Raw genomic sequence first — 25,290 nt, 5'->3', positions numbered from 1 at the left:
CACAATATTTAGCGATCATCTACAAGCCATGCAAACAAATACTGCTCGAAAAGTGTGCTTTTTCGAAATTCATTAGGTAGAATACCAGAACGCATTTTAAAATCTCTGATAAAATGTGACTGGTCGTAAAACATCGCTTTATATGTTAATTCTGTCAAGCCTATGCAATCTTGATCCAACAATAATTTAAAAGCATTTCTGAACCAAACCGTCTGAATAAAATCTTTCGGGCTTTGGCCTAAGGCTGCTTTAAAAGAACGGTATAGTGTAGACTCATTTATTTTTAGAGAGCAAGACAGTTCGTAGACAGAAATGTTTCCTTTACTTTGATAGATATGATCCAGCACAAATTGTGTTCTCGAATCTATGTAGCTCGTCATTAGCTTTTTCATCAGAAAAGCCTCTATTAGATTAGTTCTTTTTAGCGGGTCATTGCGCTCAAAAAGTTTTTCAAGCATAAAAGTTTGATTTCCGAAAATACACTGAAAAACATCTGCTTCGTTAAGCAAATCGGAATATGGTACGTTAGTAAAGCCCTTAATCCTGCTGGATGGAATAAAATACATATCTGGTCAAGAGCGTTATTAATTTCAACTTTAAAAGGCTGTTCATGAAAACCAAACAAACGGCTCGAAAATGCATTTTGGCTTGCGAATATTGTGCATTGGTTTTCATTTTTATTCCGTTTGTATTCAACCTTATTATTCCTATATATAGCTAAGCAAAGATTAGTGTTCGGAAAGGTTTGATAAGAAAATTGCCCCTCATCACTACGATCAAAAAAAATAAAATATTGAATGTAAGTCTTCAATATCGAATCCTGAACAGTAACAATGCGTGTATTCATATCATGGGATAACTACTTAGCAAAAAGTAGCTGATTCTTTTAAGTTTAGTAAACAGATCTGCGAAATACCATTATGTTACAATTTATTTCGAATGATTTTTTGAGTAAGTCAAAAAACACAATCAACATTCAATAGCTAATGTTGAATCAACTTAAAGTTATGACTTATGAAGGCAAACCTTTAAATTTCTACCAAAATGATCTGACATAAATCTGCCATATAAATACCCTGCACGATTTTTACAATTTCTAATCTTTGGCAAAGTTTTTCTTTGTACCTCATTAATATCAGATATGAAAAGCAAAATAATTCTTACAATAGCCATAATCTTCCTCACAAATATAACCTATGCTCAAAGCGTTTGCAAATGTAGCGAGGCCCTAAACTTGTTAATAAAAAAAATAGAACAAGAATATCCTGGATTTGAAGAAAAGACCAAGGATAAAACACTATATTATAGTTTCAAAAAGCAACTTAGGGAACAAGCAATTGGTACAGATAAAACGGACTGCTTCAATGTTTTAAAAAAATATGCAAATTTCTTTAGAGATGGCCATATCTGGATATACCCAGCAACTTCAATAAACAAAAATGGTGTAAGCAGTACGGATTCGGTTAATATCGATATTGAAAAATTTAGGATGGGGCTAAAAACTCCTCATGATCCATTAGAAGGAGTTTGGAAAAACAAATTTGAATGGACGGGAGGTGCAGTTTATGAAATCGGAATTACTAAAAACAGTGATGGGGTAAAAATAGGTTTTGTGATCAGCTCCACTTCTTCTTTCTGGAAACCCAATGAGACAAAATTCAGATTGTATCCAGATGGAAAGTATGAATTATACACTTTTGACAAAAAATTGAAGACCGGAAATTATGAGATTTACCAGAATAGTATCATCTACTTTAAAGAGGCAAAAGCCTCTTTTATAAAAGAATTACCTGTATTAGGTTTAACTCAGGAAAAATTGAAAAGAAAAATAGGAGAACTTTATGGGTTCGGCCTGAAAAAGCTCAACGATAAAACAGCACTGTTAACACTTCCCTCTTTTGATTATCCCTTCGTTGACATCATTGCAGATCTTTTAGCAAATAATCAATCTTTATTACAGTGTAAAAATTTGATCATCGATATCAAAGGAAATTCTGGAGGAACAGACAATGCCTATGAGATGTTATTTCCTTACATCATGACAAATGCTATTAGAAATATGGGAGTTGAATATCTGGCAACCCAAACTTTAGTAAATGGTCTTGAGAATTATATTAAAACAGTAAGTAACAATAAAGAAAAGCAAGGTGAAATAGACACTGTTAAACGTTGGATTGGACTTTACGAAAAAAATATGGGTAAATTCGTAAATCTTAAAGACAGCGCATTTTCCATACAAGAAACAGATCTTATCAAAAATAGTCCTGACAATGTGATTATTTTGATCGATAAAGGTGTAGGGAGTTCTGCAGAGAGTTTCGTTATGAAGGCTAAACAAAGTAAAAAAGTGAAAATATTGGGCGCTGTGACTTCGGGAGGACTTGATTATGCTGCGGCCCGCATGTTCGATTTTGGATGTCCTGAATATCTATTGCAATTACCTACCTATCGTTCCTTGAGATTGCCAGAATATCCGATTGACAATATCGGTCTGCAACCAGACATCTACTTAGATAAGAGTATCAAAGACTGGATAAAATTTGCATTAGACTATCTGGCATAATCCGATAGGTTTAACATATAGTCTTAGTTTTCCTAAACCAGATATGCCAATTCTTCTTCTCCTAATTTACCAGCCATGTCATAAATGGTAAATATAGGTATTTATAGTAAATAAGGTAACAAAAACAGTGTTGAACTATCTTATTGATGGCTTCAATCATTAATAAAATAAAGATATAATTATGAAAACTCGATTTTTAGCATCGTTAATACTCTGCACTTTAGTTTGGACTGCAAAAGCTCAGGATAATGTATCCAGAAAAGAAACAGATCTTCAGCATTTTAAGAATATAGAAAAAAATCTGATTCCGATTTATTCCATTAGAGGACAGACTCCAAAAATGTCAATCTCTGATTTTTTAAAGCGAGACAACATCCCGGGGTTAAGAATTGTTTTTATTGATAAGGGAAAAATAGCGTGGTCTGAAGACTATGGATATGCTGATATTGAAAAAAAAATAAAGGTAAGTATCAATACGGTATTTGCGGGAGCTTCTCTGGCAAAACCTGTAGCAGCAGTTACCGCTTTAAATCTTGTGGAAAAAGGTAAACTGGATTTAGATGAAAATATAAATAAAAGACTGGTCGGATGGAAGGTGCCCGAAAACGAGTTTACAAAAGTACAGAAAGTAACGTTAAGACAATTACTGTCCCACACTTCAGGTCTTGACAGACAACTCTGGTCAGAATATCTTGAAAAGGATTCTATTCCAACCTTTGAACAGATGCTGACTGGTGAAAAACCCTCTGTTGATCAGAGACTTCGTTTTTTTAATGAACCAGGAAAGGCCCATCGATATTCTAACACGGGTTACTTAATTGTTGGAAAACTAATTGCAGACGTAAGTGGCCAGTCCTTTGCCAATGCTGTAGACCAGCTAATATTTAAGCCTTGTGGGATGACAAACAGTACTTTTCTGCAGCCCCTTCCTGAGCAGTTAAGAAATAGGCTGGCAACAGGATATTCCGGAAATCTGCGTCCGTTTCCTCATAAAATATATCCATTTGGAGCAGCAGGTGCGATCTGGACAACGCCAGACGATCTGGGAAAATTTGTCATTTCTTTAATGAAAGACTATAAAACAGATTCACACACTATATTATCTAAGGAAATAACCAAAAATGTTTTTAACAAAGGAGAGGATAAGGATAAGCTTGCATTTTCACTATGGACCTATAAAAATGATATCATATTCAGGCATACTGGACACAGTCTTGGCTTTACTTCCTTTATATTCGGATCAGTTGATAAAAACCAAGCTGTTGTCGTGATGAGCAATGGTGAAAATACTGGGGATTTGTTCGATCATATCCAGCGTGCAGTAGCCGAGGAATATAAATGGGATTATTTCCGTCCCGAATTCTATGAGGTGGCCTCAGTTGATATTAAGTCATTAAAGCAGTTTACAGGCCAGTTTGACTGGGAAGGGAATTTTTTGATAATTACCAAAGAAGATGATAAACTTTTTGTACTGATCAACTCCGACCGATATCAGCTAATCCCCATTGCCGAAAATCAATTTTTAATTCCTGAAAAGTCTTTGAAACTCATCTTTCCTAAAGGAGAAGGTAAATCGATTGAAATTTGGAAATCAAGCGGTGACAGTTCTCAGGCAAATAAAATAAATTAAAGCATTATGAAAAAAACATTTCCAATATCTCCATTTACTTAATACTCTAGCAGTTATATCTTTTGACTTCCTGTCTCACCCAGAAAGACAAAAGATCAAAAGCCACAGTAATAAAGACTATCAGGGGAAGGGAAATAAAGGTTAGTGACTTAAAACATTTTATTAAGCTTCAGATGGATTCTTTAAAAATTCCAGCACTCGCTGTTTGTATACTTAGCTTATTAATAACATAATTTAACATTCAAATCCCCTTACAAAGAATTACTTTTGCTCATGAGCTTTAATTACCGCGAGTATTATGTCAAAAATTATCTTTCACGTTTTTTGAAAAAACTCTGGAAATTAGAAAACTTATTTAATGATTATCCGGTAGAACAAAAATGTGTGCTGCCCAATGGCTGCTTTAATATTGCCATTTTGCAGGGGCCTGGGTTGATTGTAAGATCGCAGAACTGGGAACAGCAATTGAGCGAGGGAATATACTTATGTGGCCAATTTACCAAGCCCGTTTATGTAGATGTACTCGCTCATACAAATGCAACCATGGTTCAGCTACATCCATGGACCCCGGCTTATTTTGGCTTACAAAATGCAACAGTCTTAACCGATAACATCCTGGCAATAAGCGATGTATTTAAAGGGATAATACTTAATAACGAGTTAATTACCACAGCAGGTTATGCCGATTTAATAAGGCAGCTGGCCATAGCCTTTACCTCTTTTGCAGCAACAAACAAGGAGGCTGCTGAAGTTATAGAAAAAGCTTCAAGAATGATTTTTTCGGCGAATGGAAATATTAAGATCTCCGCCATTGCCCAGGTTCTCAATTGTTCAACACGTCATCTTCAAAAGAGCTTTAAAAGTCATGTTGGTCTTACGCCAAAAGAATTGTCTGCAATTATACAATTAAGAACATCGGTAGATGATATCGCCTATCCTCCGGATGGTCAAATTACTTTATCGCGGGTGGCCTTGGAAAATAAATTTTACGACCAAGCTCATTTCAATAATAAATTCCAGCTTCTTCTTGGAAAGAGTCCGAAAAATTTCAAGTCTACAGATTACCTTCTATCGCTAAAAAAATAAGCCTCTGTTCGCTTTTTTACAATTTCAACAAATAACTATGTACTAACTTTGTTTTCGCAACTTAATTAACCACGCGTATACTATTGGTAATTATATTGCAAATATTTTAATAAACAATGACAACAAATATGAAAAAAACTTTAATATTTCTATTGCCGGCAGTTTTTGCCATAACGGCTGCCTTTGCTCAACAAACTACCACTACTGGTTTGAAGCCGGTAAAACCCTTGCCAAGCAAACTGTTTCTGGAGGTGGCGAAAGCAGATAGCCTGGTTTTTGCTGCGTTCAATAACTGCGATACGGTTGGCTACCGTAAATTCATTAAAGATGATTTAGAGTTTTATCATGACCTGGGCGGGCTAACCGTGGGGGTTGATAATGAGATGAAATCGATCAAAGAAATGTGTGCCAGAGGTAACCACATCAGACGAGAGCTTTTAAAAGAAACGCTGGAGGTTTATCCATTAAAAGGTTATGGGGCTGTTGAGATTGGAGTACATCGGTTTTACCACACCAATAAAGGCCAGAGCGAAAAACTTAGTGGTGAATATAAGTTTGTTCAGGTTTGGGAACTGACTAACGGACAATGGAAAATTGCAAGGGTAATAAGTTATGGACATGATGTGATGCACAATGACTAAGTTCTTTATTACCGCTCTATTTATTTGCTGTTTTGGTTTTTATGGGACTGCTCAAACCAAGATTTTTGAAGGCGGAAGAACCGAAAATAAACGGCTCGAAGCGTTTTTAAAGGCTAAAATGGATAGTATCGGAATGCCAGGGCTATCCATTGCTGTTATTAGAAAAGGTAAAATTGTTTTCCATAAGGCACTTGGGGTAGCAAATCTTCAGTCGGGTAAAAAAATAAACGATGAGGCTATTTTTGAAGCGGCATCATTATCAAAAACTGCATTTGCCTATTTTGTGATGAAGCAGGTAGACAAAGGATTACTGGATTTGGATAAGCCACTTTACAAGTACATGGAATATGATGATATAGCCTATGATTCCCGTTACAAGCTGATAACCGCCAGGATGGTGCTTAGCCATACTGCTGGCTTTCCCAACTGGAGAACCACTGACTTTCCAGACAGTTCCTTAAATGTGAAAAGAGGACAACTCTACCTCAAATTCACACCTGGCACTCAATTTTCATATTCAGGAGAGGGCTATTATTATCTTTCACAGGTTATCGCGGTGATTAACAAAGTTGATATGAAGCAACTTGATTCTATTTTCCAACGGGAAGTTGCCCAGCCATTGGGTTTGCAACGGTGCTGGTTTAGCTACAACGATTTTATCGGACTTAACAAGGTAACTGGGTATAGGAATAAAAAGCCCATTTTGAGGTGGCCGGGGTCTTTGGCTACACAGGATTCTACAAAATTTGGTGCTGCTGGTGGTTTACATACGGAAGCGGTAAGTTATGCCACGTTGTTGATTGCACTGATGGAAAGCAAGGGTTTTAAAAATACAACTACAGATGAGCTTTTCAGGTCTCAGATTAAACTACCCCTTGATGAAGACCATGATGGAGATACGGGCTGGGGTTTGGGTGTTGCCGTTATGGAAGGTCCTGAAAAAATTAGTTACGAACACCGGGGCAACAATGGTAATTTTCAATCTTATTTCTGGATGGATAGGAAAGCTGGAAATGGCTATGTTTTTTTCACCAACAGTGATTTGGCTGGAGAACTGCATGAGCACCTAAAAAATTATCTTCGATTGAATTAGGTGATGAACGACCACAACCCATGAAAACCACATAGGATGGGCAGTATGTAAACCCGCAGAACACCTGCTGCCCATCTAACAACCGACTGATTTTTTTAGGAAGAGCATACAATTGTGTTATCTTTTTTTCGCGTTAAAAGAAATAAAAATAAGCATGAGCTGGCCTGTATGTTATCAAAAACCTTTAAGCACAAAGTATTTATTGTTGTGGATTTTGTTCTGTTAGCAAATAAGTTTGTACCCCACCCCTCTTAAACTTATAATCTGAATCTCTGGCTCGCTAAACAAAAGCTTGCGTAAGTGGGCCATAAATACATCCATACTTCTGCCATTATAATAGGTATCTTCTCCCCAGATTTTAATTAGGGCATCTCTTCGTTGCAGTACTTGGTTACGGTTTAAAAGCAGCAACTCCAGCAAGATCATTTCCTTGTAAGAGAGGGCAAATTCTCCAACTGATGTACTTAGTTTCTGGGTCAAAGTCTCCAGTTTACAGTTACCAAACTCATAATTTGTTTTTAGTTCCTGAGTACCATTTAACCCTCCAAATCTATGTAATAAAGACTCTACACGCACAAACAACTCATCGATACTAAAAGGCTTTTTGAGATAATCATGCCCACCACTTTTAAATCCCTTGACAACATCTTCTGTTAGGGCTTTCGCACTAAGGAATATGATGGGAACTTTTTGATTTTGCGCCCTGATTTCCTGGGCTAAAGAATAACCATCCTTTAAGGGCATCATAATGTCAAGAATGCAGATGTCTGGCTGAATAGCCTGGAAAACATGAATTGCCTGCTCACCATCTGAAACGACTTCAACCTGATAGCCAATACTTTTTAATCCATCAGAAACAATCCGGGCTAAAAATGGCTCATCTTCTGCGTATAAAACCTTAGTTTTCATAATGTTGCGGCAAATGTATAACAAAATCAGCCCCCTTACCCGGCCTGCTAAACACCTTTATATCTCCTCCATGCATTTCAATAACTTGTTTTGCATAATGCAGTCCCAGGCCAAATCCCTTTACATTATGCAGGTCCCCTTTGCCAGATATCCTGAAAAAGCGTTCAAAGATACGTTGGTGATAAAGCTCATCAATACCGGGACCATTATCACTAAATTGAATAACAACAATACCTTTAATTGCCGAACAGGTAATTTCGATTTTTGAGTGTACTGGTGAATATTTCAACGCATTATCAATTAAGTTATAAAATACATTAGTCAAATGCATCGCATCAGCCCAAACGAATAACGGTTCAGGAATAGGAAGCAAAGAAATTTCAGCATCTTTCGCCCGGGTTTGTAAACCCATAGATTCTATCACTTGTGAGAGATGAGCATAAACATCAAAAAGTTCAAATTGCATCTTAGTCTCTCCATGATCCATCTCCTCTTGTTTTAGTATATTATCGATCATCACCTTGAGCCGGTTAAGCTCAAACTTACTGATATCTAAATAATTATTAAGTTTTTCCGGCTCCTCAATCAGCTTAAACTTACTGATGGAATCCAGCGCCACATTAATCGTTGAGATGGGTGTTTGGAGCTCATGAGTAATGTTGCTGGTAAACAAAATCCGTGCATGGGCATAAAGTTGTTGATTTTTCATTAGCTTCAAAATCAGGTAAAAGGCCAGCACAGTAAACAGCAGCATCAAGGCGGAAGAGAGCAGATAATAGCGCATAGCGTAAATAATAAGCCAGTTGGTGGAGCGAACAAGTAACTGATAACGGCTTAGAAACTTTAGGTTGTAAGTATATTTGCTGCTGATAAAATCAAAATCCTTCTTTTTAGGCAAAGCCATTCCCTTTTTAATTAGGCCGCTCCCATAATCGTATACTACATAATTGCTTTTTATGGCGCCTCCCAAAGATGCCAGCTCCAAATGCACCAAGCTATCCATTTGCTTAAGATCCTGCTGATCTGCCAGACTGAGTTGCTTATCGTCGTTTCCCTGAATAAAAGATTTCGAACGAAAAGCTATTTTTTTCGATGAATCGTTAAGAAACGATATTCGCATTTCCACCACAGAGCTATCTCTGGTGATTCCATAATGGAACTGACTGTGCAGGTTATCTATCTTTAACTCATCAAATGCCTGCCTGAGCGAAATCCATTCAGCAGAGAGAAAGAATTGTTGAAATCGAACGCTTTTCTCATGCCCCTGTGCAATTGTTTTATAGGTTGCATTCCTGGATGCCTCACTCACCGAAGCTTCCAATCTGTTGTTGATATCAATTGCCTGTGCTATATACAACTGCCTTATCCATACTGCCTGTAAACAAACAGTTATGATTATCGTAAATATTGCCAGCGGGTATGCGTACCTGGAAGAAAGCCATTTCATGCTCCTAAAATCGGTAAATCCATTCGGTTATCGAGAATGTAGTTGAAGATTTAACCTTAATTAACCGAGATTAACCATGCTTTACATGCGCCCTTACGAAATTTGAGGCATGAAAAAATATATACTGTTAATCATTTTCTTATCCCCATTATTTTGCTTTGCCCAATTATTCAAGGGTATTGTTGTGGATAGCAATGCTCATCCAATTGATGCCGTAACCTTGACCCTGAGTCAGAAAAATAAAATTGTGGCAACAGAACGCTCTAAAAATGGATCATTTAGTTTCAAGAATTTAATTAATGGAAATTATATTTTATCCGCGAGCGCAGTCGGCTATGAAAGAATGGAGCAATCTATCCACTTACCAATGGATTCCATTAGCATACGGCTGACAGTGGCGACTAATACCTTGCAACAGGTAAATATAACTTCAGGAAAGCCTTTAATTGAGCGAAAAATCGATCGCGTGATTTTTAATGTAGAAAACAGTATCCTTGCTTCGGGTGGTACCGTTTGGGATGCGCTGGGAAAATCACCAGGTGTCCAGACTAAATTCGATGGTGGCATTACGGCAAATAATAAGGGCGCGGTAATTTACATGGATGATAAACCACTTAGAATTTCGGGAGAAAACCTTACTGCCTACCTCCAGTCCTTGCCTTCTGATAACATTGCCCGGATAGAAGTCATTTCCAACCCACCCGCTAAATATGATGCCCAGGGCGGAGCAATAATCAACATTATCACAAAAAAACCTAAGGGAGATGGCCTCAGCGCAACCCTTTCTGGCGGATATACACAGGCGAGCTATTCAAGTTATAATTCTGCGGCAATCTTCAATTTAAGAAATAATAAGCTTAATGTATATGGCACATACGGCTATTCTGATCGTAAGAAAGACCATACCGAGACAGAATACATTATCTTTGAAACCCCACAAAACTATGCCAATTGGCAAAATGAAAAACTCGGAATCCGATCTGGAAATGCCAATAGTTACAAGCTTGGTGCAGACTATAACCTTACAAGCAAGCAGATAATTGGGTTTTTAATTAATGGTTACAACGGAAGGAACCAAATAAAGAACAATACAAAAACAAGTATATTCAACAATCATAAAACCCTGCCCGATTCTACGTTGGAAACCAATAACCTCAGCACGGGTAAAACGGCACAATTTAGTTTCAACCTTAACTATAAAATTAAGATTGATACTGCAGGGCAAAGTCTAAACCTGGATATAGATTACGTGCCCTTCCGAAACAACAATAATCAGCATGTTATTAGCCATTCGATGTTACCTAACGGAAACATCCTCTCTGACAGCTATAATATTTCTACCCCTGCAAGCCAACACATTAATATTTATTCCGGAAAACTGGACTACACTTATCCAGTTTCAAAGAACTGGAAGATCGAATCAGGCTTAAAATACAGCAGCATTACCACAAAAAATAGTCTTGATTTTTTTAATACATCAACTCAAGTTCCTGTACTTGTCCAGGAACTCAGCGATAAATTCAATTATCAAGAAAATACAGCGGCATTTTATGCCAGTGCAAATGGCGAGATGGGCAAGTGGAGTTTTCAGGGAGGGCTTCGTGGAGAATATACCAATACCAGAGGTACCTCGCTTAGTCTGGCAAAAACAAATAAAAACAATTATTTCCGCCTTTTCCCAAGCCTTTTCATCATTTACAAAGTTAGTAAAGACCATGAGTTAAACCTCGTTTATAATTCAAGGATCAATCGTCCTGATTATTGGAGACTGAATCCTTTCAAATCATATACCAGTCCCTATACCTATTTAGAAGGAAATCCTGGCCTTCAACCTGCCACCATCTATAACAGCGAGTTAGGTTACACCTACAAACAAAAGTACAATCTTTCCGTTTACCTGCGCAGAACGTTAAATTATTTTAGCAACATTAGCGTTCAGGACAACCAGAGCAAAATATTTTATGACACCCAGGCCAATCTGGATCTAAGCCAGGAAATTGGAGTCTCCGTTTCCTTTCCATTAAATCCAACTTCCTGGTGGGAAATCAACAATGATATACAAGCCGCTCGCAGGCAGGAAAGGTCAGGTTACCTGCAAGCGAGTTATGACTACCGTGCGCTTGGAGTTTACCTGAGCAGCAGTCATGCATTCACCTTGAGCAAAAATTTAGGATTAAAAGCAGAGATCAGTGCCTGGTATTCCTCTCCCACCGTTCAGGGAATATATAAGCTTGCTCGAACCTATGATGTTAGTGCAGGAATACGCAAAACAATACTACACGGACAGGGTACATTTAGATTAGCCTGCGGTGATCTATTTTATGGCAATGCTTTCCGCATTGATGTAGATTATGAGAACCAAAGAAATGGGTTTTATGAAAAATCAGACACCCGTAATGCCACCTTCAGTTTCTCTTATCGATTGGGAAATAATGTTACAGCATCCAGAAAAAGAAGTACCGCAAGTGAAGAGGAAAAAAAACGCACGCAGTAGCCAATTTAGAATTAGCTGTATGCGCAAGCCATATTAATCCTGAAACGACTTCAGACTTAAAATTTCTATTTAGTAATATTCATCCAAAGGCGTAAACAAATAGTTTACGCTTTCTTAATTAGAACTAATATGAAATACTGAAGCGTTGGTTTTTTAGTTATGTTTTCTGACAACAAAATGGTCAATCTAAGTTAGCTTTATCAATATTCAGCAAAACGGATTTACCATTCTTATCTCTAATCATTTTTAAAGCGGAACTAAAATGAATATTAATACTTTTTTAAATGGATAGGTTTCAATGTGTATCCATGAGCACGCAATAATGTAATTAACCCGGTTTTATATTGTAAATGCCCTAAACCCACGGCAATAAAGCTGGAGTCTTCCGAAATTTTACTGATAATCTTGGGAAGCCATATTTGATTTCTAACCACTGTTCCTTCTTTAATGCCAATAACTTTTACCTCTTCAGATCGTTTCATATCTGCCTGCATAGATTGAATGTAAAGCGGCTCATCAAAAAACGCATTGCCACCAAGTGTATCAATATCAGCTTTCGATTCTATTAAATAAATAATAAGTTTAGCGATAGACTTGTAATCTGTTTTTTTTGCAGATTCGGCCATTTCAATCGGTTCATCGAGGCCAAATGTTTTTTTACTCAAACTGTCAATCATATAGGCTTGAATGTATTCATCAAAAAACAAGCTTTGATTTTTTGTTTGTTCTTTATTCAGCATCATGATTGCTTGCAGCATTGCAAGCAAAGAGGCCTCGTTGTTATGTGGCCTAATGCTACCAAAGGGAGATTTTGAAAAAAAATCGTCTACCAGTAAATATTCTTTTTTGGTAAAAACAGAATCTAATGGCGGGGTTTTAATCTCTGCATCAGCAACTGCTCCAATAGAGTTTGCGGATTTTTCAAATATGCCTACATTACACCTGTTAATCGCCGCTTTAATTTCGGGAAAGCGATTTATAAGTTTAACGCTTACTGTATGGAATGTTCCAAATAAGTACGATTTTGATTTAAGGCCATTGCCGGTTATCTCCCAAAGAACAGACTCTTTTTTTTGGGCATAGGCCAGGTTACATGAGTATAATAATAAAACTAAAAGTGATTTGATGATATATTTAAACATAAACTTATTTTACAATAAAAAATTTGAAGTTACTGTTTAAAAGCCACCTTGGTTATATTACAGCTTTTTAAAAAGGGAAGGCATCATTCCTGTATCTAAAACATCCATATCAACAAGCCTTAATGCTTTTACCATATTAAGTGTACTGGTTTTATATTTCTGAAAATGTGGTGTTTTTAAATGCAATTCATATGATTTTCTATCCGCATAAATCTCCAGTATCCTAACCTGTGTTGGGTTATCTTTCTGAAACATTGGAAAAATAGCGATCACACCTGGCTCCAGCCTAATAGATGCTTCACTTTCTTCTTTTAATATTGCTTTATACTCCTGGAGATAACCAGGTTTAATTTCAATTTCAGAAATTCGTACCATTTGATCCTTCTGCTGTGCGTAAATTTTATTATAACTGCAAAATACAGTTAGTGTTACCAAGAGCAAAACCCGTATTTTATATGTTGTTTTCATTGTATGCTATTGTTTTTGCTGTGTTAAGGTAATTTTCGAAAGAACATCATGAGCAATTTTAGCCTGCGCTGTATTTACGTACTTTCAATCAATTCAAATGCCTTAAGTAATTGTGCTTCTGTAATGCCTGGGTTTATGCTCATATTAATATGCGCTTGTAATTGTGCGGTAACACCCTGCATAGAGGCCAATTCAGATTGAAAATTACAAGCTGCAGAAGACTTGAAAAAACCTGTATATAAGTAATGTATAACAGCTGCTCGTTTAAGAATACGCCCAGTCAATAATTTGTTTAATTGTTCTTTTAATTTCTTCTTCCCCTTCTTTCTGATTAACGTCAATGCCGCACATTGTACTTTCATTCATATTGGCATTAAGCGTTAGATAATAAACACTACTGACCAGAATGGCTTCAATTGCCCTTATATTTTTATCCTTTCCTTTAAAGTGTCCATCGGTAATCTGGGTAAAAAACTCCTCTCCCAAATGTTCCCGCTGCAGATTTAGTTCTTTTAAAGGTATTGAATTTTCACTTAGTCCCCAATTAATAATCTGGCGTATTTCAGGGTTTTCCATTAGGGCATCAAACTGCTTTTCGACTAATGTATAAGCCATATGCTTGCCATGGTCTTCCTTACTGCTTTCTACAATAGCAGCTACATCATCCGGGCTGGTTTTCCAATAATCCCTGCTGCTTAAATACTCCTTTATCATGCCATCAAAGCCACCGAAGTAATCGTAAATAAGCCTGCGGTCTACATTTGCTTTAGTGGCAACTTTACTTAAACTTAAATCGGTAAAACCATCGTTCTTCAAAATTTCGCCCAAAGAATCTAATATTTTTTTCTTTGTTCTTTCTTTATTTCTAACGGGGCCATCAGTAATTTTCCTTGACATATACAGGTATTTAGGTGCAAAATGCAACATTTCAGGCATATATTCAAAGTCTTTAACTTTTATTTAGATGGCCGCTATCTATTGTTTAAAGCTACAATTCGATTTTATCTTCTACATTAATCTGCCTTAGAAAATATTCGTCATGCGAAACAATTAGTAACGTTCCTCTATATTCTTTAAGGGCAGAAGTTAGAATTTCTATATTTTGAAGATCCAGATTGTTGGTTGGTTCATCTAAAATAATCATATCTGGTGCTTGGTTACCTACGGTTAAACAGCATAGTAGTAACCGCATTTTTTCTCCACCACTTAAAAAGCGACAGGTTTTACCCCAATATTCTTTGGTAAATAAAAACCGACTCAGTCTGATTTTAATTTCATGTTCTTGCAGTACACCAGAATTAAAATATTCTGCCTGCTCATAAACCGTTAATTCCGGATTAATTAAAGAATAATCCTGATCTACGTAAGTTGCGGTAACTTCTACCCTTTCAATGTTTCCCTTTTGAGGTTGCAAGGCGCCCAGTATCATTTTAATTAGCGTGGTTTTACCCGCTCCATTTAAACCTTTAATTGCTAAGCGTGCGCCACTTCTGATTTGAAAATTTAAATTCTTTTTCCATATAAATTGGTCACCGTAACTAAAATTTACTTCAATCATATTCACCAGTATTTTTCCAGCGTGAAGCAATGAGTGGTCGAAATTAACTTTCATCCTGTCTAAATCAGGTAAACTACCCCGTAACTGCCCTATTTCACGTACAATTTCATTTATTTTTTCCATATGCACACCTTTTATCCTTGAAGTACTTTTCTCTGCATTATTTTTAAGCGTATTCATAGAAATGGTGGGTAAACCAGCCTTCTCTTGCTTTTTCTTTCCCCGGGCATCTAATTTCTGCTGCCGTTCCACTGATTCTTTTTCTATTTCTTTTGCCTTTCGAAGCGCCTTTTCCTTATTTCTTAAATCCTGGTTTAAAGCATCCCGATTTATTCCTTTCTGCTCTACGTAAAATTCATAATTGCCTCCATAAACGGTTATTCCATTTTTATCCAGTTCATAAATTGTGTTAAGCAGATTTAACAATGTTCGGTCATGACTTACCACAACCATCGTACTTTTACTCGATTTTATATAATTGTAAAGCATCTCCCTACTCCATAAATCTAAATGATTGGTAGGCTCATCCATTAAAACAATTTCTGGTTGATGGATCATAATTCCAGCTAAAAAAACTTTAGTTTTTTGTCCGCCACTGAGTGAATCCATTTGTTCATTTAAATCCAATCCTTCCAGTTTCCAATACTTCAAGGCGTCTTCACAACGCGTTTCAATGGTCCAGTCATCATTTAGCACAGTCATGTTTTCATCGTTTACATTGCCTTCCAGAATTTGCATTAAAGCATTTAATTTATCCCCAACCTGAAGCGCCTGTGCAATTGTTAAATGATTAAATTGACCGAACAGCTGCGGTACATAATAAGGTTGTTCAGCACTTTTAACATTACCTGATGATGGATTCAACTTTCCGGCAAGGATTTTCAGAAGCGTAGACTTTCCAGCGCCATTATTGCCGATTAAAGCAATCTTATCTTGTTTATTAATGCTAATGCTTAAATCAGCAAACAATAAATCTTTATTTGGGTGTATGTATGTAATATCTTGAAGAATAAGCATAATTTCTTTCTTTAAAAGATGAATAATTTGAGCGCTTTTAAACGCCTTTAATTGTCCTGAAAGAAATTAAATATTACATTATGCCTGTGGTTTTAATTAGCGATGCAAAGATAAAAATAATTTTAAACTTAAAAAAGACCACAATGACGAGAAGAAATAACAACATCTTTAAGTTTAATCTTAACATTAGAGACTTATTTTCGAATTTCCTGACGGTTTTAAGCCAGAAGAAAATGGCTTTTTAACCGTAAATGAAAATCTATTTATTTTATAACCAAGCGTATAGTTTCATTAACATAAAATTATCATAAAAAGTGTTGGCACGATATATATTATTTTCTATATTTGCACCTCCTTAAACAAAAGGAAATGATTCCGTAGCTCAGCTGGTAGAGCATTACACTTTTAATGTAGTGGTCCTGGGTTCGAATCCCAGCGGGATCACGAAAGGCGCAAGAAATTGCGCCTTTTCTGTTTAAAAGATATTTTAAACCGCAATTCCGAAAAAATAATAAGTCATTTCAAACCATCTTAAACCATACAAACTGGTGCCCTAACTGGTGCCCAATTGTAATCGGTAAATTTGGGCACCAGTCATACCTGATCAAATTGATTTAAAGTAAGAAGAACAATCTGAAAACAAATAAAATGTTTTACTAAAAGATTGAGAAATGAAAAGTAACCAAACCCTAAAAATCCTATTCTGGCACCGTAAGTCAAAAGCCGATTCAAAAGGCCTTGCCCCTATTATCTGTCGGATTTCTATTGATGGAAAAGATGAAGAATTTTCAACATCCCAAAAAGTACATATTGCGGACTGGGACGTTGAAGCAAAAAAAGTAACAAGGTCGGCTGATTCTAAAAAAATCAATTCGGCACTTAATCACATTGAAAGCTCACTCGAAGTTAATTTTACTGTTTTAAAAACCCAGTATGATTCTGTTAGCCCATTAATGCTAAAAAATATTTACCATAACTTTCCTATTGATGGCAAAAAGCATGAGGTAAAAGAACATAAAATACCTTTATTATTAGAATTAATTGAAATACATATTAAAGACTTCAGTGAATTAGTAGAGAAGAAATTACGATCAAAAGAGACATTAAAACAATGGAAAGCAACTCAAAAGAAAATATCTGAGTTTTTAAAGTTTGAATTTAAGGTAACCGATCTTAGCCTATTGGATATTGAATATTCTTTCGCACAGAAATTCTATAAATATCTTGCAGTAAAAAGAACTCCGACATTGAAAGAGGCCGCTACAATGAAACAAATTAAAAATTTAAAGCAGATATTAAATATAGCGGAGACAAACTTATGGATTTCAAAGAATCCAATTACAAAATTCAAATGTGGCTCAGAAGATCCAGAGATAATACCTCTTGAAATTTTTGAAGTAGAAAAATTATGGAGAAAAAAGATTGGTATTGAACGCTTGGCTAAAGTTAGGGATGCATTCATATTCCAATGTTTCACAGGATTCGCTTATCAGGATATTTATAATCTAAGTTATGAGCATATCATATATGTTGGATCTGAAAATGAACCTTGGTTGGTAAAAGAACGTGGAAAAACTAAGGTTACAGAGATGGTTCCGGTACTTCCAATTATTGGTGAACTAATAGAAAAGTATAAAAAACATCCTTATTGTAAAGTACATAATCGCTTAATTCCAGTAAATAGCAACTTTAGGTATAACTCCTATTTAAAAGAATTATCTGATATATGCAAGATTGGAAGACCACTAAATAGTCATCTTGCACGGCATACATTTGCCGATATGATGCTAAATGTTCTGAATTTTCCATTAGAGGATGTAAGTAAGATGTTAGGACACAAAAATATTCGCACTACTCAAAGATATGCCAGAGTAAAGAAAAGCAGGATAGGAAAAAAGATGAATGAAGCCAAAAGTATATTATTTGATGAAACAGGAGAATTAAAAAAAGCTTTTTAATAAATTAATTTAAGTACCGATCAAAATGAATAGTTTAAACATTTGAGTTGCTTGTTAATGCTTATTGAGCCTAGAATTGAGTATTTGGATAGAAAAATCATTTAGTTAGGTATCAAAAATCAGGAGATTCTAAGTTAAATCGCCTTGACCAGATTATAATAAAACAAAAAATTTGTAGATAGATAAGCAAATACTTTTGTACTTCTCCCTGACTTCAAACCTTGTTATACTACCTAATTTGGTTATAATTTAAATGCTTTAGGATATTCAGATGCGCCTATATTTGGAAGCTAATTATCGATCATCTCAAAATAAATCATAAATAACTTTCGAAAGTATATCGATTTTTAGTTTTACAAAAGAACGCCAAGCTTATTCAGTATTCTTTGCGTTTCTAAAGATACGTTTTCTAGGCAAGCAATACACAACAACCTTTCTGCCCTGCTAAAGGCAACATATCCCAGCCTGCAAACGTCATCTTTATCTTCGTCTCTTTTGATTCTATCGGTTTCAATCCATCCCAATAGTTCCTCCTCGTTACGAGCAATTACTAAAACTGCTTCATGCTCCATTCCTTTAATCGTATGAATGTTGGCAACCGTCATCACATTACTGTTGTCTTCGGAAACTACGTAGTCAAACTTTAGGTTCTCAATTTTTACGGTTAGCTTTTCCACCATAATCAAATCGTGGTGATCTTTAATGTAATTTCCAAACGCATTTTCTGACGCGATTGCACCTTTACGGATTTGGTGAAAAAGTTCGATCGTTAACTTGCGTAAGTCATGTGGTGTCCAGCCGTGTTTCTTGCAGAATTGAGAACTATTCAGCCCCAAAGTATACAACAATACATCCTGTATTATCTTGAAGGGAGAAGAAAAGCTGTCCTTCTTTGGATTCATATAACGGTTGTTTAAAACTGCAGTTATTTTTGCAATCACGGCGTTACTTTTAGCGATCAGACACCGGTTGCCGACAACAATACTTGACTGTTCACAGATATCATTGAATTTCTCCACAATAGGTTTAACATCTAGGGTCTCCCTGATAAATAACACATCGTATCCGGCCACTGATGGTGCATCATTTTTAGACTTGGCTATCTGCTGAAATGCCTCCGAGTTCAATACCCGTTTATTAAAATGGTTCAAAAAGGTAACAATTTTCGACCCGCACCGAAAATTACTTGAGTTGAACTGCACATCGTAATTAGAACTCGTCGCAGCCTTCAAAATCGGGATGTTGTTGAACATTTTTATTGATGAGTCAAAACTAAGAATATATTGTTCAGGATCTCCCACGCAATAAATCTTGGTTAGGTTAAGCTTTCTTAATCGTTCCAAAATTAGGAAAACCTCGGTTCCGGTATCTTGAAACTCATCGACGAAGAGAAATTGCAAACGATTGGCGACCAATTGACATATTTTATCTTTTTCCATAGACTCCTTTGCAATCGAAAGAGTTTGATCGAAAGTAATATATCCTTTGGCATTCATTGAGTTTTTTATGTTTTTTTTGACTGTTGCTTTTTCCTGGAAGGTACTACAGCGTTGCGCTTTTGGCTTATCCTTTTCGATTTGCTGGAAAAGGTCGTTGATTCCAAACTGCATGAACATCTTATCGATGCCGACTTTTCTGTCACCAAAACTCGAAAACGGGATTACGATAAACTTATTAAGAAATGCATGAATAGTTCCAACGAAGAGGTTTGGAGGAACAGAAATTTTATTTGCAAGCCTCTTTTTAATATTGTTCGTTGCAGAGTTTGTATGTGTGACAACTGCCATAAATCGACATGGGTGCAGTTGAGGCAGATGACTGATAATCTCCTCAACCATGTTGTGTGTTTTACCTGCACCAGGTCCAGCGATAACGAGAGATGTTTTTGCAATTTTTGATTTGGCCATCAGTCAAGAAATTTAATTCCTTCAGAGATGTAATCTGGGATAACAAAACCAGCTGGGTCTTCGTCGAGCATAAGCATAAGCGTGTAGGCAAACTCAGATTTGAAATGTTGTATCAGTGCGAAGTAATCGTCAACAGGAATAACAGCATTACCCAACTTATTAATGAACGCCTTACCAGATGTTGGTCTTACAATTTTAAGTGCATTTAAAAGCAATTCACGTCCAGCACCGCTTGCATTACTAGCAATTAAATCCTTTTCAAAAGTAGAAGTTCCACTGATTGAAATATGTATCTGTGGAATCAAATTATAAGCGGTTTCTAGGTTCTCTGCACGATCCTCTTTCTGCGTGTCGCTATCACGGTCTGTAAAGACCGTACATTTCTGAAAAAACCCATTTTTTATAATTTCTAAAAAATAACTGAAAGCAAGTCCGTTTACACTGATCACGCAACAACTTGACTTCTCTGTGGAATGTCCGGTAAGCAGTCTAAAGAAAGTAGGAACCAACAATTTTTCAGAAATCCCTTCTACCAGAATGATTTTTCTTGAATAAAAAAGATTTGCATTAACAGCATCAAGGTATTTATTCAAATAACGTATTCGCTTTGATGCGAGGGCACTGCTACCAAATCCAGATAAAATATAATGTGATCTTATCGATTTTCCATCTCTATATAGGACTAAGGTATTTTCAAAATCAATCTTAGTGGTGATATGCGTAGAATGAGAAGTGATCAGTAATTGAATATCTTTCCGATTGATCTTTTTATTAGGGGCGGCAGGGTCTGGCATCAGTATCATATCTTCAATATTGTGTGCCAAATGATCTTGCAAGTTTGGATGTAGATGAGACTCTGGTTCTTCCAAACCGACTACTCTGAAATAAACGCAGTTTGCTCTTGTAATATCCTCTATATAAGATAATACTAGGGAAATGTAAAGAAGGTTATTTCGTCCAGTACCATTTCGTTCAATTTTTATAGGATTCTCTCCATAAATCAAACTGATTTTTTTAAGGATATCAGCGACATCAGGCATAGAGAATAGCAGGTCTACTTCGTTCGATACATCATCCGTCGCAAGTGATATCTTATCCAATTGATCAGCGATGCCTTGCCGGATATCCTGCAAAGCCGTATTGTTCTTTATCGCTGACTGGAGACCTACAAGCTGACCTTTAAGATCCTGATATTCATTTTCAGGCTTTGAATTCAATACGCGAAAAAGCAGTTTGCTATGATGACTTGCCACCAGTTCCGTGCAAGCATCACGTAGGGCATCCAATAGTTCAAACTTCAATTGATTTAGAAAAAACGGATTTGCTTGCGAAGCATCCGATGGCCCTCCGTATATGTAATAATAGTATTTTGAGATGGGAAAGTTGACCAGATCTAGTTTGGCCTGTTCGGGTAAGGCATTGAAAAAAGTATCCCCATTTTCCTTTTTGTAATTGTCCAGGAATGTTCGTTGTTCAAGTATTTCCTCCTCGGATTTGAAACGTGCATTTGGTTCAAAAACGTAGGTTAAGGTAGCATCGGTAAGATTCGCCTCGTACCAGTCAGCAACGACAGCTCCTTGATCGGCATCCCAATCAGTTAAAGTCGCCTGTATGATAATTTTTGGAAATTCAATCTGGCTGGCATGCACACTATTATTTAACACAGCCTTTTTAAGCTCAAGAATTACATCATAGTTAAAGTCCGCAACCTCTAGGAACCTTCTTTTGTGGTAAGAAACATCCTGACTAAATATCAGACCTATGCTATCCAGAAGATTACTTTTACCAATATTATTTTCCCCCACAATTAGGGTTAAAGGTTTCAGATTAATTGTAAAATCTTTGAAGGTTCTATAATTCTTTATAACAAGTTTGGAAATGTACATCTAGAGCAGTTAATTTATGTTTGGTCGGTTTGAAGTTTTGTCTCAAAATGAAACACTTATACTTAAATGTATCGAAAACATCTTCTTTATATTTCTTAATTTACAACATCAACTTATAATTGAAATAGATTAGCCTATTACAAAAATACGGAAAGAGGTGGTGGTTTTAGAACTCTTAACATCAATGCTGACAAGGAATTAGTTAAAATAATAGGTGATTTCCTTAGTGAAACCCTGCCCCTGCTATGAACAGGGCTTTTATTTCCCACTAATTAACGGGTTTTGATTTAAACTCTGCCTTGGAATTGGTTCTATATTTTTTGCCTGATACCACCCCATGGTAATACTGGTCATTTAGATATTCAAGCATTGCACGGCATTGGCTAAGCTGGCTTGGAAAGGTTATTTTTCCGTCGACCTGAACGATTTCAATATCGAAGTCCTTACCGCCTTTGATGATTTTTTTTGTAAGTTTCTGGCTAAGTACGCCAGTTTTCTTGGTATAGGTAATGAGTTTTCTCAAAGTAATGTTCACATTGTCCAAAAGCCAGGTTTTATCAATGACTATACTATCTAGGTCTGCAAAAGCCTCCAGGTCTTCATTGGTGGCAGCTTCGAAAAACTCCACAAGCGGAAAAATTTTATTGGCATTGGAATAGGACGTGAACAAAAATTCTCCCTCGGAGTATACTGCATTAACGGTATCATCGACAATGAATGCATTCGTATCGAGCTTGTTATAGGTATTACCCCCAAAGAATAAAACACTTTTGTTTCGGAGCAGTTTCCGGCTGTCAAAGTTCTGGAAATAATAATTCCCATCATCATACCAGAAAAGGGTTTTAATTTCGTCTTTATCCAGTTGGAGTTCTTGGGTACCAATTGGATTCTGCGCTGCATGGGTGATGTTATCAGGCAGGTCAAGATTGACAAATACGACCTCCTCCTCCCTTGGCACCAGTTCCCCGGTAAAGTTTGTTTTAACGGTATTATTGTCTAACATCCAGCTGCCCTTTAGAAATGTACCCTTTATTTCCCTGGTTAGTTGTTGTGAGAGGCTTATCTTACGGACTTCACCGTTTTTTAGTATAGAGAAGAAATTGTTGATGGCTTTTGACATATCAGTTTATTTTTCAGGATCTAGAATGATAAAATCAGCGAGTTTGATGTAGGCCCGTATATCTTTGGTATTAATCAGGTGTCTTTTGCTCATCATAATGTAGGTAACTTCAGCTTTGGTTTGCACTTCAAAATGCCTATAACTGAAGAAAACCGAAAGAAATACATTGGTTGAATAAGTTCTTCTGTTACTCCAAGAAATAATAAGCAGAATAAAAAGAAAGGCAATGGTATAAATCCCTTTCCACTCCAATGGCGCAAATTTGGCGAATGGCAGAATGTAGCTTAAATAGACTGTATTCATCTGAAAATCGTAACTTTTAATTGATTTTGCTTCAATTGGCCTCACTTCCGCATTTTTTCGAATTGCTTTCAACAGCAATGCGGTCAATGGGATGAGTAGTATAAAACTTAGAAGGTACAAGCCGCCCGCCTGAAAAAAAACGTCCAGTCCAGTTAAAAGGCTTGCTTTGCTGATAGGCAGAAAATGGAGGTCATAGTGCTTTAGGAAATCGACCGCAGCAACCAGTCCGAACACTAAAGCAACTGGGGAGAACCCAATCAATACTAAATAAAATTGTAGGGGTTTAGAGAGCATATATTTTTATTTTTTTTAAATATAAAATTTTTTAGGTAATTATCTTTTTTACGGATCGGTTTAATACATTGATTAAAATCGAGCCTCCTTTCAAATCCTAGTTCAACACCTCATTCCATTCATCCTTGAATAAATTAATGGATTAACTGCAGGTAGCTTGGATTTGATAAGTCCTAAAAATTCTTTCTTCCTTTCATTTATGTGATGGCATGTCTATAGGTGGTTTGTCTCCTAGATCAATCTTCTGGCTCTAGCGTAGTTTTGAGGATACATTTTTCTTTGAAGATGCCGGTGATTGTATTTAAAATATAATACCACTCGTCGAAATGATATGGTCACCCCTTCCGAAATCTGCAACCAAGTAATTCAATTATAATTAAACCTCAATTAATTTACATCCAGTCCCTTAGAAAAACATTTAAAGCACTTAAGGCGCCGACATAAAAATGCCCTCTCCATTTAATTAATGAAGTGGGCATTTATATGCTATTACAGCTTAATTTAACGCTTCTACGCCATTTTTAGCAAAACTACTACATAAATCAAATGCAGTTTGACTTCTTTGTAAACCAGTTCCGTACATGATTGATTTAAATTTATTTTCATCGTCTTTATAATTTCTTACATTTTGAAAATAACCCGTCACCGCATTGTAAGCACCAAACACAGTTCCTTTTGTACTCACTTCCTGCTGGGTCGGACTTGTTAACGCATATTCCAAAACATTATTTACTATATTGGTATATGCACTTGAAAAATCATCCTGTTTATTGGTTTTAAGGTTGTTCAAAGTTCCTTTATTTGGAGCCATTGCCAACTGAACCAATCTTTTAACCTGCCTATCCGTAATCCTAACTTTCGACCAATGGTTAAAAACCTCCTCCAATTCGTTAGCCAATTGGTTGGTAATTCCTAAAAGTTGGTGTGCCTGTTTTAGCCTTTCCTGTGCGCTTGCCGTGTGGCGTATCTTAATCGAATTGGTATGATTTTTTAGTGCTGCATTTAAGGTGTTTTGACAACAAATTCTAACAGGGGTAAAAGATGCAGTAATACTACCAAATCCATCGTGGGAGGAAGTTAGAAACAAATATTTTTCAATGCAGTCCACCCTACCTACACGGATATAGTCGGGCAGTTTTGCCGTAATAAAAATTCGTTCCCCTTTGCCTAAAGCACCTGCAGTTTCATATAGTATTCCATCTTTACCACCTACAATGCTGTCAAAGAAGGCAAATGCGTCTACGTTTTGTACAATATTGTAATCCTTGCCGACAACGCCTAAAACTTCTTTAGTATCGGTTCTTACGTTTGCATAAAAATTATCTACCTCAATATCAGGAATACTATTTAGCATTCCCTGTTGGTCGATGTATTCAGAAAAAGTAATCAAACTTCTTTTTGCTACTAGATAATCTAGTCCTGCATGTTTTATCGCTTCAGCACTGGTAGGGTAATCGGTTATAATCTGCCCCAGTCCATGCCAGGCTTTTTCCTTTACGCTAAAAAAGCTATACTTTTCTGTTTTTTGGTTATAATTTAGGTTGTGTGCCATGGTTGATATTTTTAATGTTCCTCACTCGTGAAACCAAAATTTCAGTTTCTAAAATATTGATGTTAGCGGTATCGCTTAATGTTAGTTTAGATTGGGTTTCTATTTCGTGTACGATATCCCCCAAATTGATATGGTCGGCATGAACTGCCACCCGAGCCATAATAAATATTGTCTCGTATTTCATTTTTTTTGGATTTTGATAAATGAATAAACGCCCCCTGC

20 protein-coding genes, 1 tRNA gene and 1 pseudogene are annotated in these 25,290 nt (G+C 36.4%); 8 read left to right on the top strand and 14 right to left on the bottom strand.

Annotated features, from left to right (window positions below):
* Positions 1–8: 8 nt before the first annotated feature.
* Together R2Q77_RS19395 and R2Q77_RS21055 are read right to left on the bottom strand one after the other, a co-directional pair.
* Positions 9–566 carry a helix-turn-helix domain-containing protein gene (locus R2Q77_RS19395; protein WP_316805363.1) on the bottom strand — a complete coding sequence of 186 codons (558 nt, stop codon included), beginning with the start codon at positions 564–566 and terminating at the stop codon, positions 9–11.
* A 14-nt stretch (positions 567–580) separates the two neighbouring features.
* A pseudogene (locus R2Q77_RS21055) lies at positions 581–847 on the bottom strand (hypothetical protein); the annotation flags it as partial.
* Positions 848–1,141: 294 nt separating this feature from the next.
* Here R2Q77_RS21055 and R2Q77_RS19390 point away from each other — a divergent pair.
* From R2Q77_RS19390 to R2Q77_RS19370, 5 genes are all read left to right on the top strand, one after another.
* Positions 1,142–2,563, top strand: a complete 1,422-nt coding sequence (locus tag R2Q77_RS19390) for a S41 family peptidase (RefSeq protein ID WP_316805362.1) — start codon at positions 1,142–1,144, stop codon at positions 2,561–2,563.
* A 181-nt stretch (positions 2,564–2,744) separates the two neighbouring features.
* Entirely contained in the window at positions 2,745–4,193 is a 1,449-nt protein-coding gene (locus tag R2Q77_RS19385; RefSeq protein ID WP_316805361.1) for a serine hydrolase domain-containing protein, read from the top strand.
* A gap of 273 nt (positions 4,194–4,466) precedes the next feature.
* The gene (locus R2Q77_RS19380; RefSeq protein ID WP_316805360.1) at positions 4,467–5,279 is read left to right on the top strand and encodes a helix-turn-helix transcriptional regulator; all 813 of its coding nucleotides are present in this window, start codon (positions 4,467–4,469) and stop codon (positions 5,277–5,279) included.
* 128 nt (positions 5,280–5,407) lie between these two features.
* Complete coding sequence (locus R2Q77_RS19375; RefSeq protein WP_316805359.1) at positions 5,408–5,920, top strand: nuclear transport factor 2 family protein; 513 nt, start codon at positions 5,408–5,410, stop codon at positions 5,918–5,920.
* Positions 5,913–7,013 carry a serine hydrolase domain-containing protein gene (locus tag R2Q77_RS19370; protein WP_316805358.1) on the top strand — a complete coding sequence of 367 codons (1,101 nt, stop codon included), beginning with the start codon at positions 5,913–5,915 and terminating at the stop codon, positions 7,011–7,013. The genes R2Q77_RS19375 and R2Q77_RS19370 overlap by 8 nt, the downstream gene beginning before the upstream one ends.
* Positions 7,014–7,235: 222 nt before the next feature.
* Here the strand turns inward: R2Q77_RS19370 and R2Q77_RS19365 are convergent, their stop codons facing one another.
* Entirely contained in the window at positions 7,236–7,922 is a 687-nt protein-coding gene (locus R2Q77_RS19365) for a response regulator transcription factor (protein ID WP_316805357.1), read from the bottom strand.
* Positions 7,912–9,369, bottom strand: a complete 1,458-nt coding sequence (locus R2Q77_RS19360) for a HAMP domain-containing sensor histidine kinase (protein WP_316805356.1) — start codon at positions 9,367–9,369, stop codon at positions 7,912–7,914. Before R2Q77_RS19360 ends, R2Q77_RS19365 begins: the two co-directional genes overlap by 11 nt.
* Before the next feature lie 109 nt (positions 9,370–9,478).
* Here R2Q77_RS19360 and R2Q77_RS19355 point away from each other — a divergent pair, with 109 nt between their 5' ends.
* Entirely contained in the window at positions 9,479–11,863 is a 2,385-nt protein-coding gene (locus R2Q77_RS19355; protein WP_316805355.1) for a TonB-dependent receptor domain-containing protein, read from the top strand.
* 269 nt (positions 11,864–12,132) lie between these two features.
* Here the strand turns inward: R2Q77_RS19355 and R2Q77_RS19350 are convergent, their stop codons facing one another.
* From R2Q77_RS19350 to abc-f, 4 genes are all read right to left on the bottom strand, one after another.
* Positions 12,133–13,005 (bottom strand): TraB/GumN family protein, encoded by an 873-nt coding sequence (locus R2Q77_RS19350; protein WP_316805354.1) that lies wholly within the window; start codon positions 13,003–13,005, stop codon positions 12,133–12,135.
* Between the two features lie 57 nt (positions 13,006–13,062).
* Positions 13,063–13,473, bottom strand: a complete 411-nt coding sequence (locus R2Q77_RS19345) for a putative quinol monooxygenase (RefSeq protein ID WP_316805353.1) — start codon at positions 13,471–13,473, stop codon at positions 13,063–13,065.
* A gap of 264 nt (positions 13,474–13,737) precedes the next feature.
* Positions 13,738–14,370 (bottom strand): TetR/AcrR family transcriptional regulator, encoded by a 633-nt coding sequence (locus R2Q77_RS19340; protein WP_316805352.1) that lies wholly within the window; start codon positions 14,368–14,370, stop codon positions 13,738–13,740.
* 91 nt (positions 14,371–14,461) lie between these two features.
* On the bottom strand, positions 14,462–16,048 hold the full coding sequence (abc-f, locus tag R2Q77_RS19335) for a ribosomal protection-like ABC-F family protein (RefSeq protein WP_316805351.1): 1,587 nt from the start codon (positions 16,046–16,048) through the stop codon (positions 14,462–14,464).
* A 371-nt stretch (positions 16,049–16,419) separates the two neighbouring features.
* Here abc-f and R2Q77_RS19330 point away from each other — a divergent pair.
* Positions 16,420–16,492 (top strand) — tRNA-Lys (locus R2Q77_RS19330).
* Between the two features lie 227 nt (positions 16,493–16,719).
* Entirely contained in the window at positions 16,720–18,006 is a 1,287-nt protein-coding gene (locus tag R2Q77_RS19325) for a site-specific integrase (protein WP_316805350.1), read from the top strand.
* A gap of 353 nt (positions 18,007–18,359) precedes the next feature.
* Here the strand turns inward: R2Q77_RS19325 and R2Q77_RS19320 are convergent, their stop codons facing one another.
* The 6 genes from R2Q77_RS19320 to R2Q77_RS19295 all read right to left on the bottom strand — a co-directional run bounded on the left by R2Q77_RS19320 (position 18,360) and on the right by R2Q77_RS19295 (position 25,252).
* On the bottom strand, positions 18,360–19,913 hold the full coding sequence (locus tag R2Q77_RS19320) for a UvrD-helicase domain-containing protein (RefSeq protein ID WP_316805349.1): 1,554 nt from the start codon (positions 19,911–19,913) through the stop codon (positions 18,360–18,362).
* Entirely contained in the window at positions 19,913–21,799 is a 1,887-nt protein-coding gene (locus R2Q77_RS19315; protein WP_316805348.1) for an ATP-dependent nuclease, read from the bottom strand. Before R2Q77_RS19315 ends, R2Q77_RS19320 begins: the two co-directional genes overlap by 1 nt.
* A 268-nt stretch (positions 21,800–22,067) precedes the next feature.
* Entirely contained in the window at positions 22,068–22,919 is an 852-nt protein-coding gene (locus tag R2Q77_RS19310; RefSeq protein WP_316805347.1) for a Kiwa anti-phage protein KwaB-like domain-containing protein, read from the bottom strand.
* A gap of 6 nt (positions 22,920–22,925) precedes the next feature.
* A complete protein-coding gene (locus tag R2Q77_RS19305; RefSeq protein WP_316805346.1) occupies positions 22,926–23,222 on the bottom strand; it encodes a hypothetical protein in 297 nt (98 codons plus the stop codon).
* Between the two features lie 790 nt (positions 23,223–24,012).
* Positions 24,013–25,068 carry a DUF932 domain-containing protein gene (locus R2Q77_RS19300; RefSeq protein ID WP_316805345.1) on the bottom strand — a complete coding sequence of 352 codons (1,056 nt, stop codon included), beginning with the start codon at positions 25,066–25,068 and terminating at the stop codon, positions 24,013–24,015.
* Positions 25,046–25,252, bottom strand: a complete 207-nt coding sequence (locus tag R2Q77_RS19295; RefSeq protein WP_316805344.1) for a hypothetical protein — start codon at positions 25,250–25,252, stop codon at positions 25,046–25,048. Before R2Q77_RS19295 ends, R2Q77_RS19300 begins: the two co-directional genes overlap by 23 nt.
* Positions 25,253–25,290 lie beyond the last annotated feature (38 nt).

This window comes from Pedobacter nototheniae, from assembly GCF_032678625.1.
Lineage (GTDB): Bacteria > Bacteroidota > Bacteroidia > Sphingobacteriales > Sphingobacteriaceae > Pedobacter > Pedobacter nototheniae_A.
Note: the sequence above shows the minus strand (reverse complement) of the source record. Positions and strands in the feature narration are given on the sequence as shown.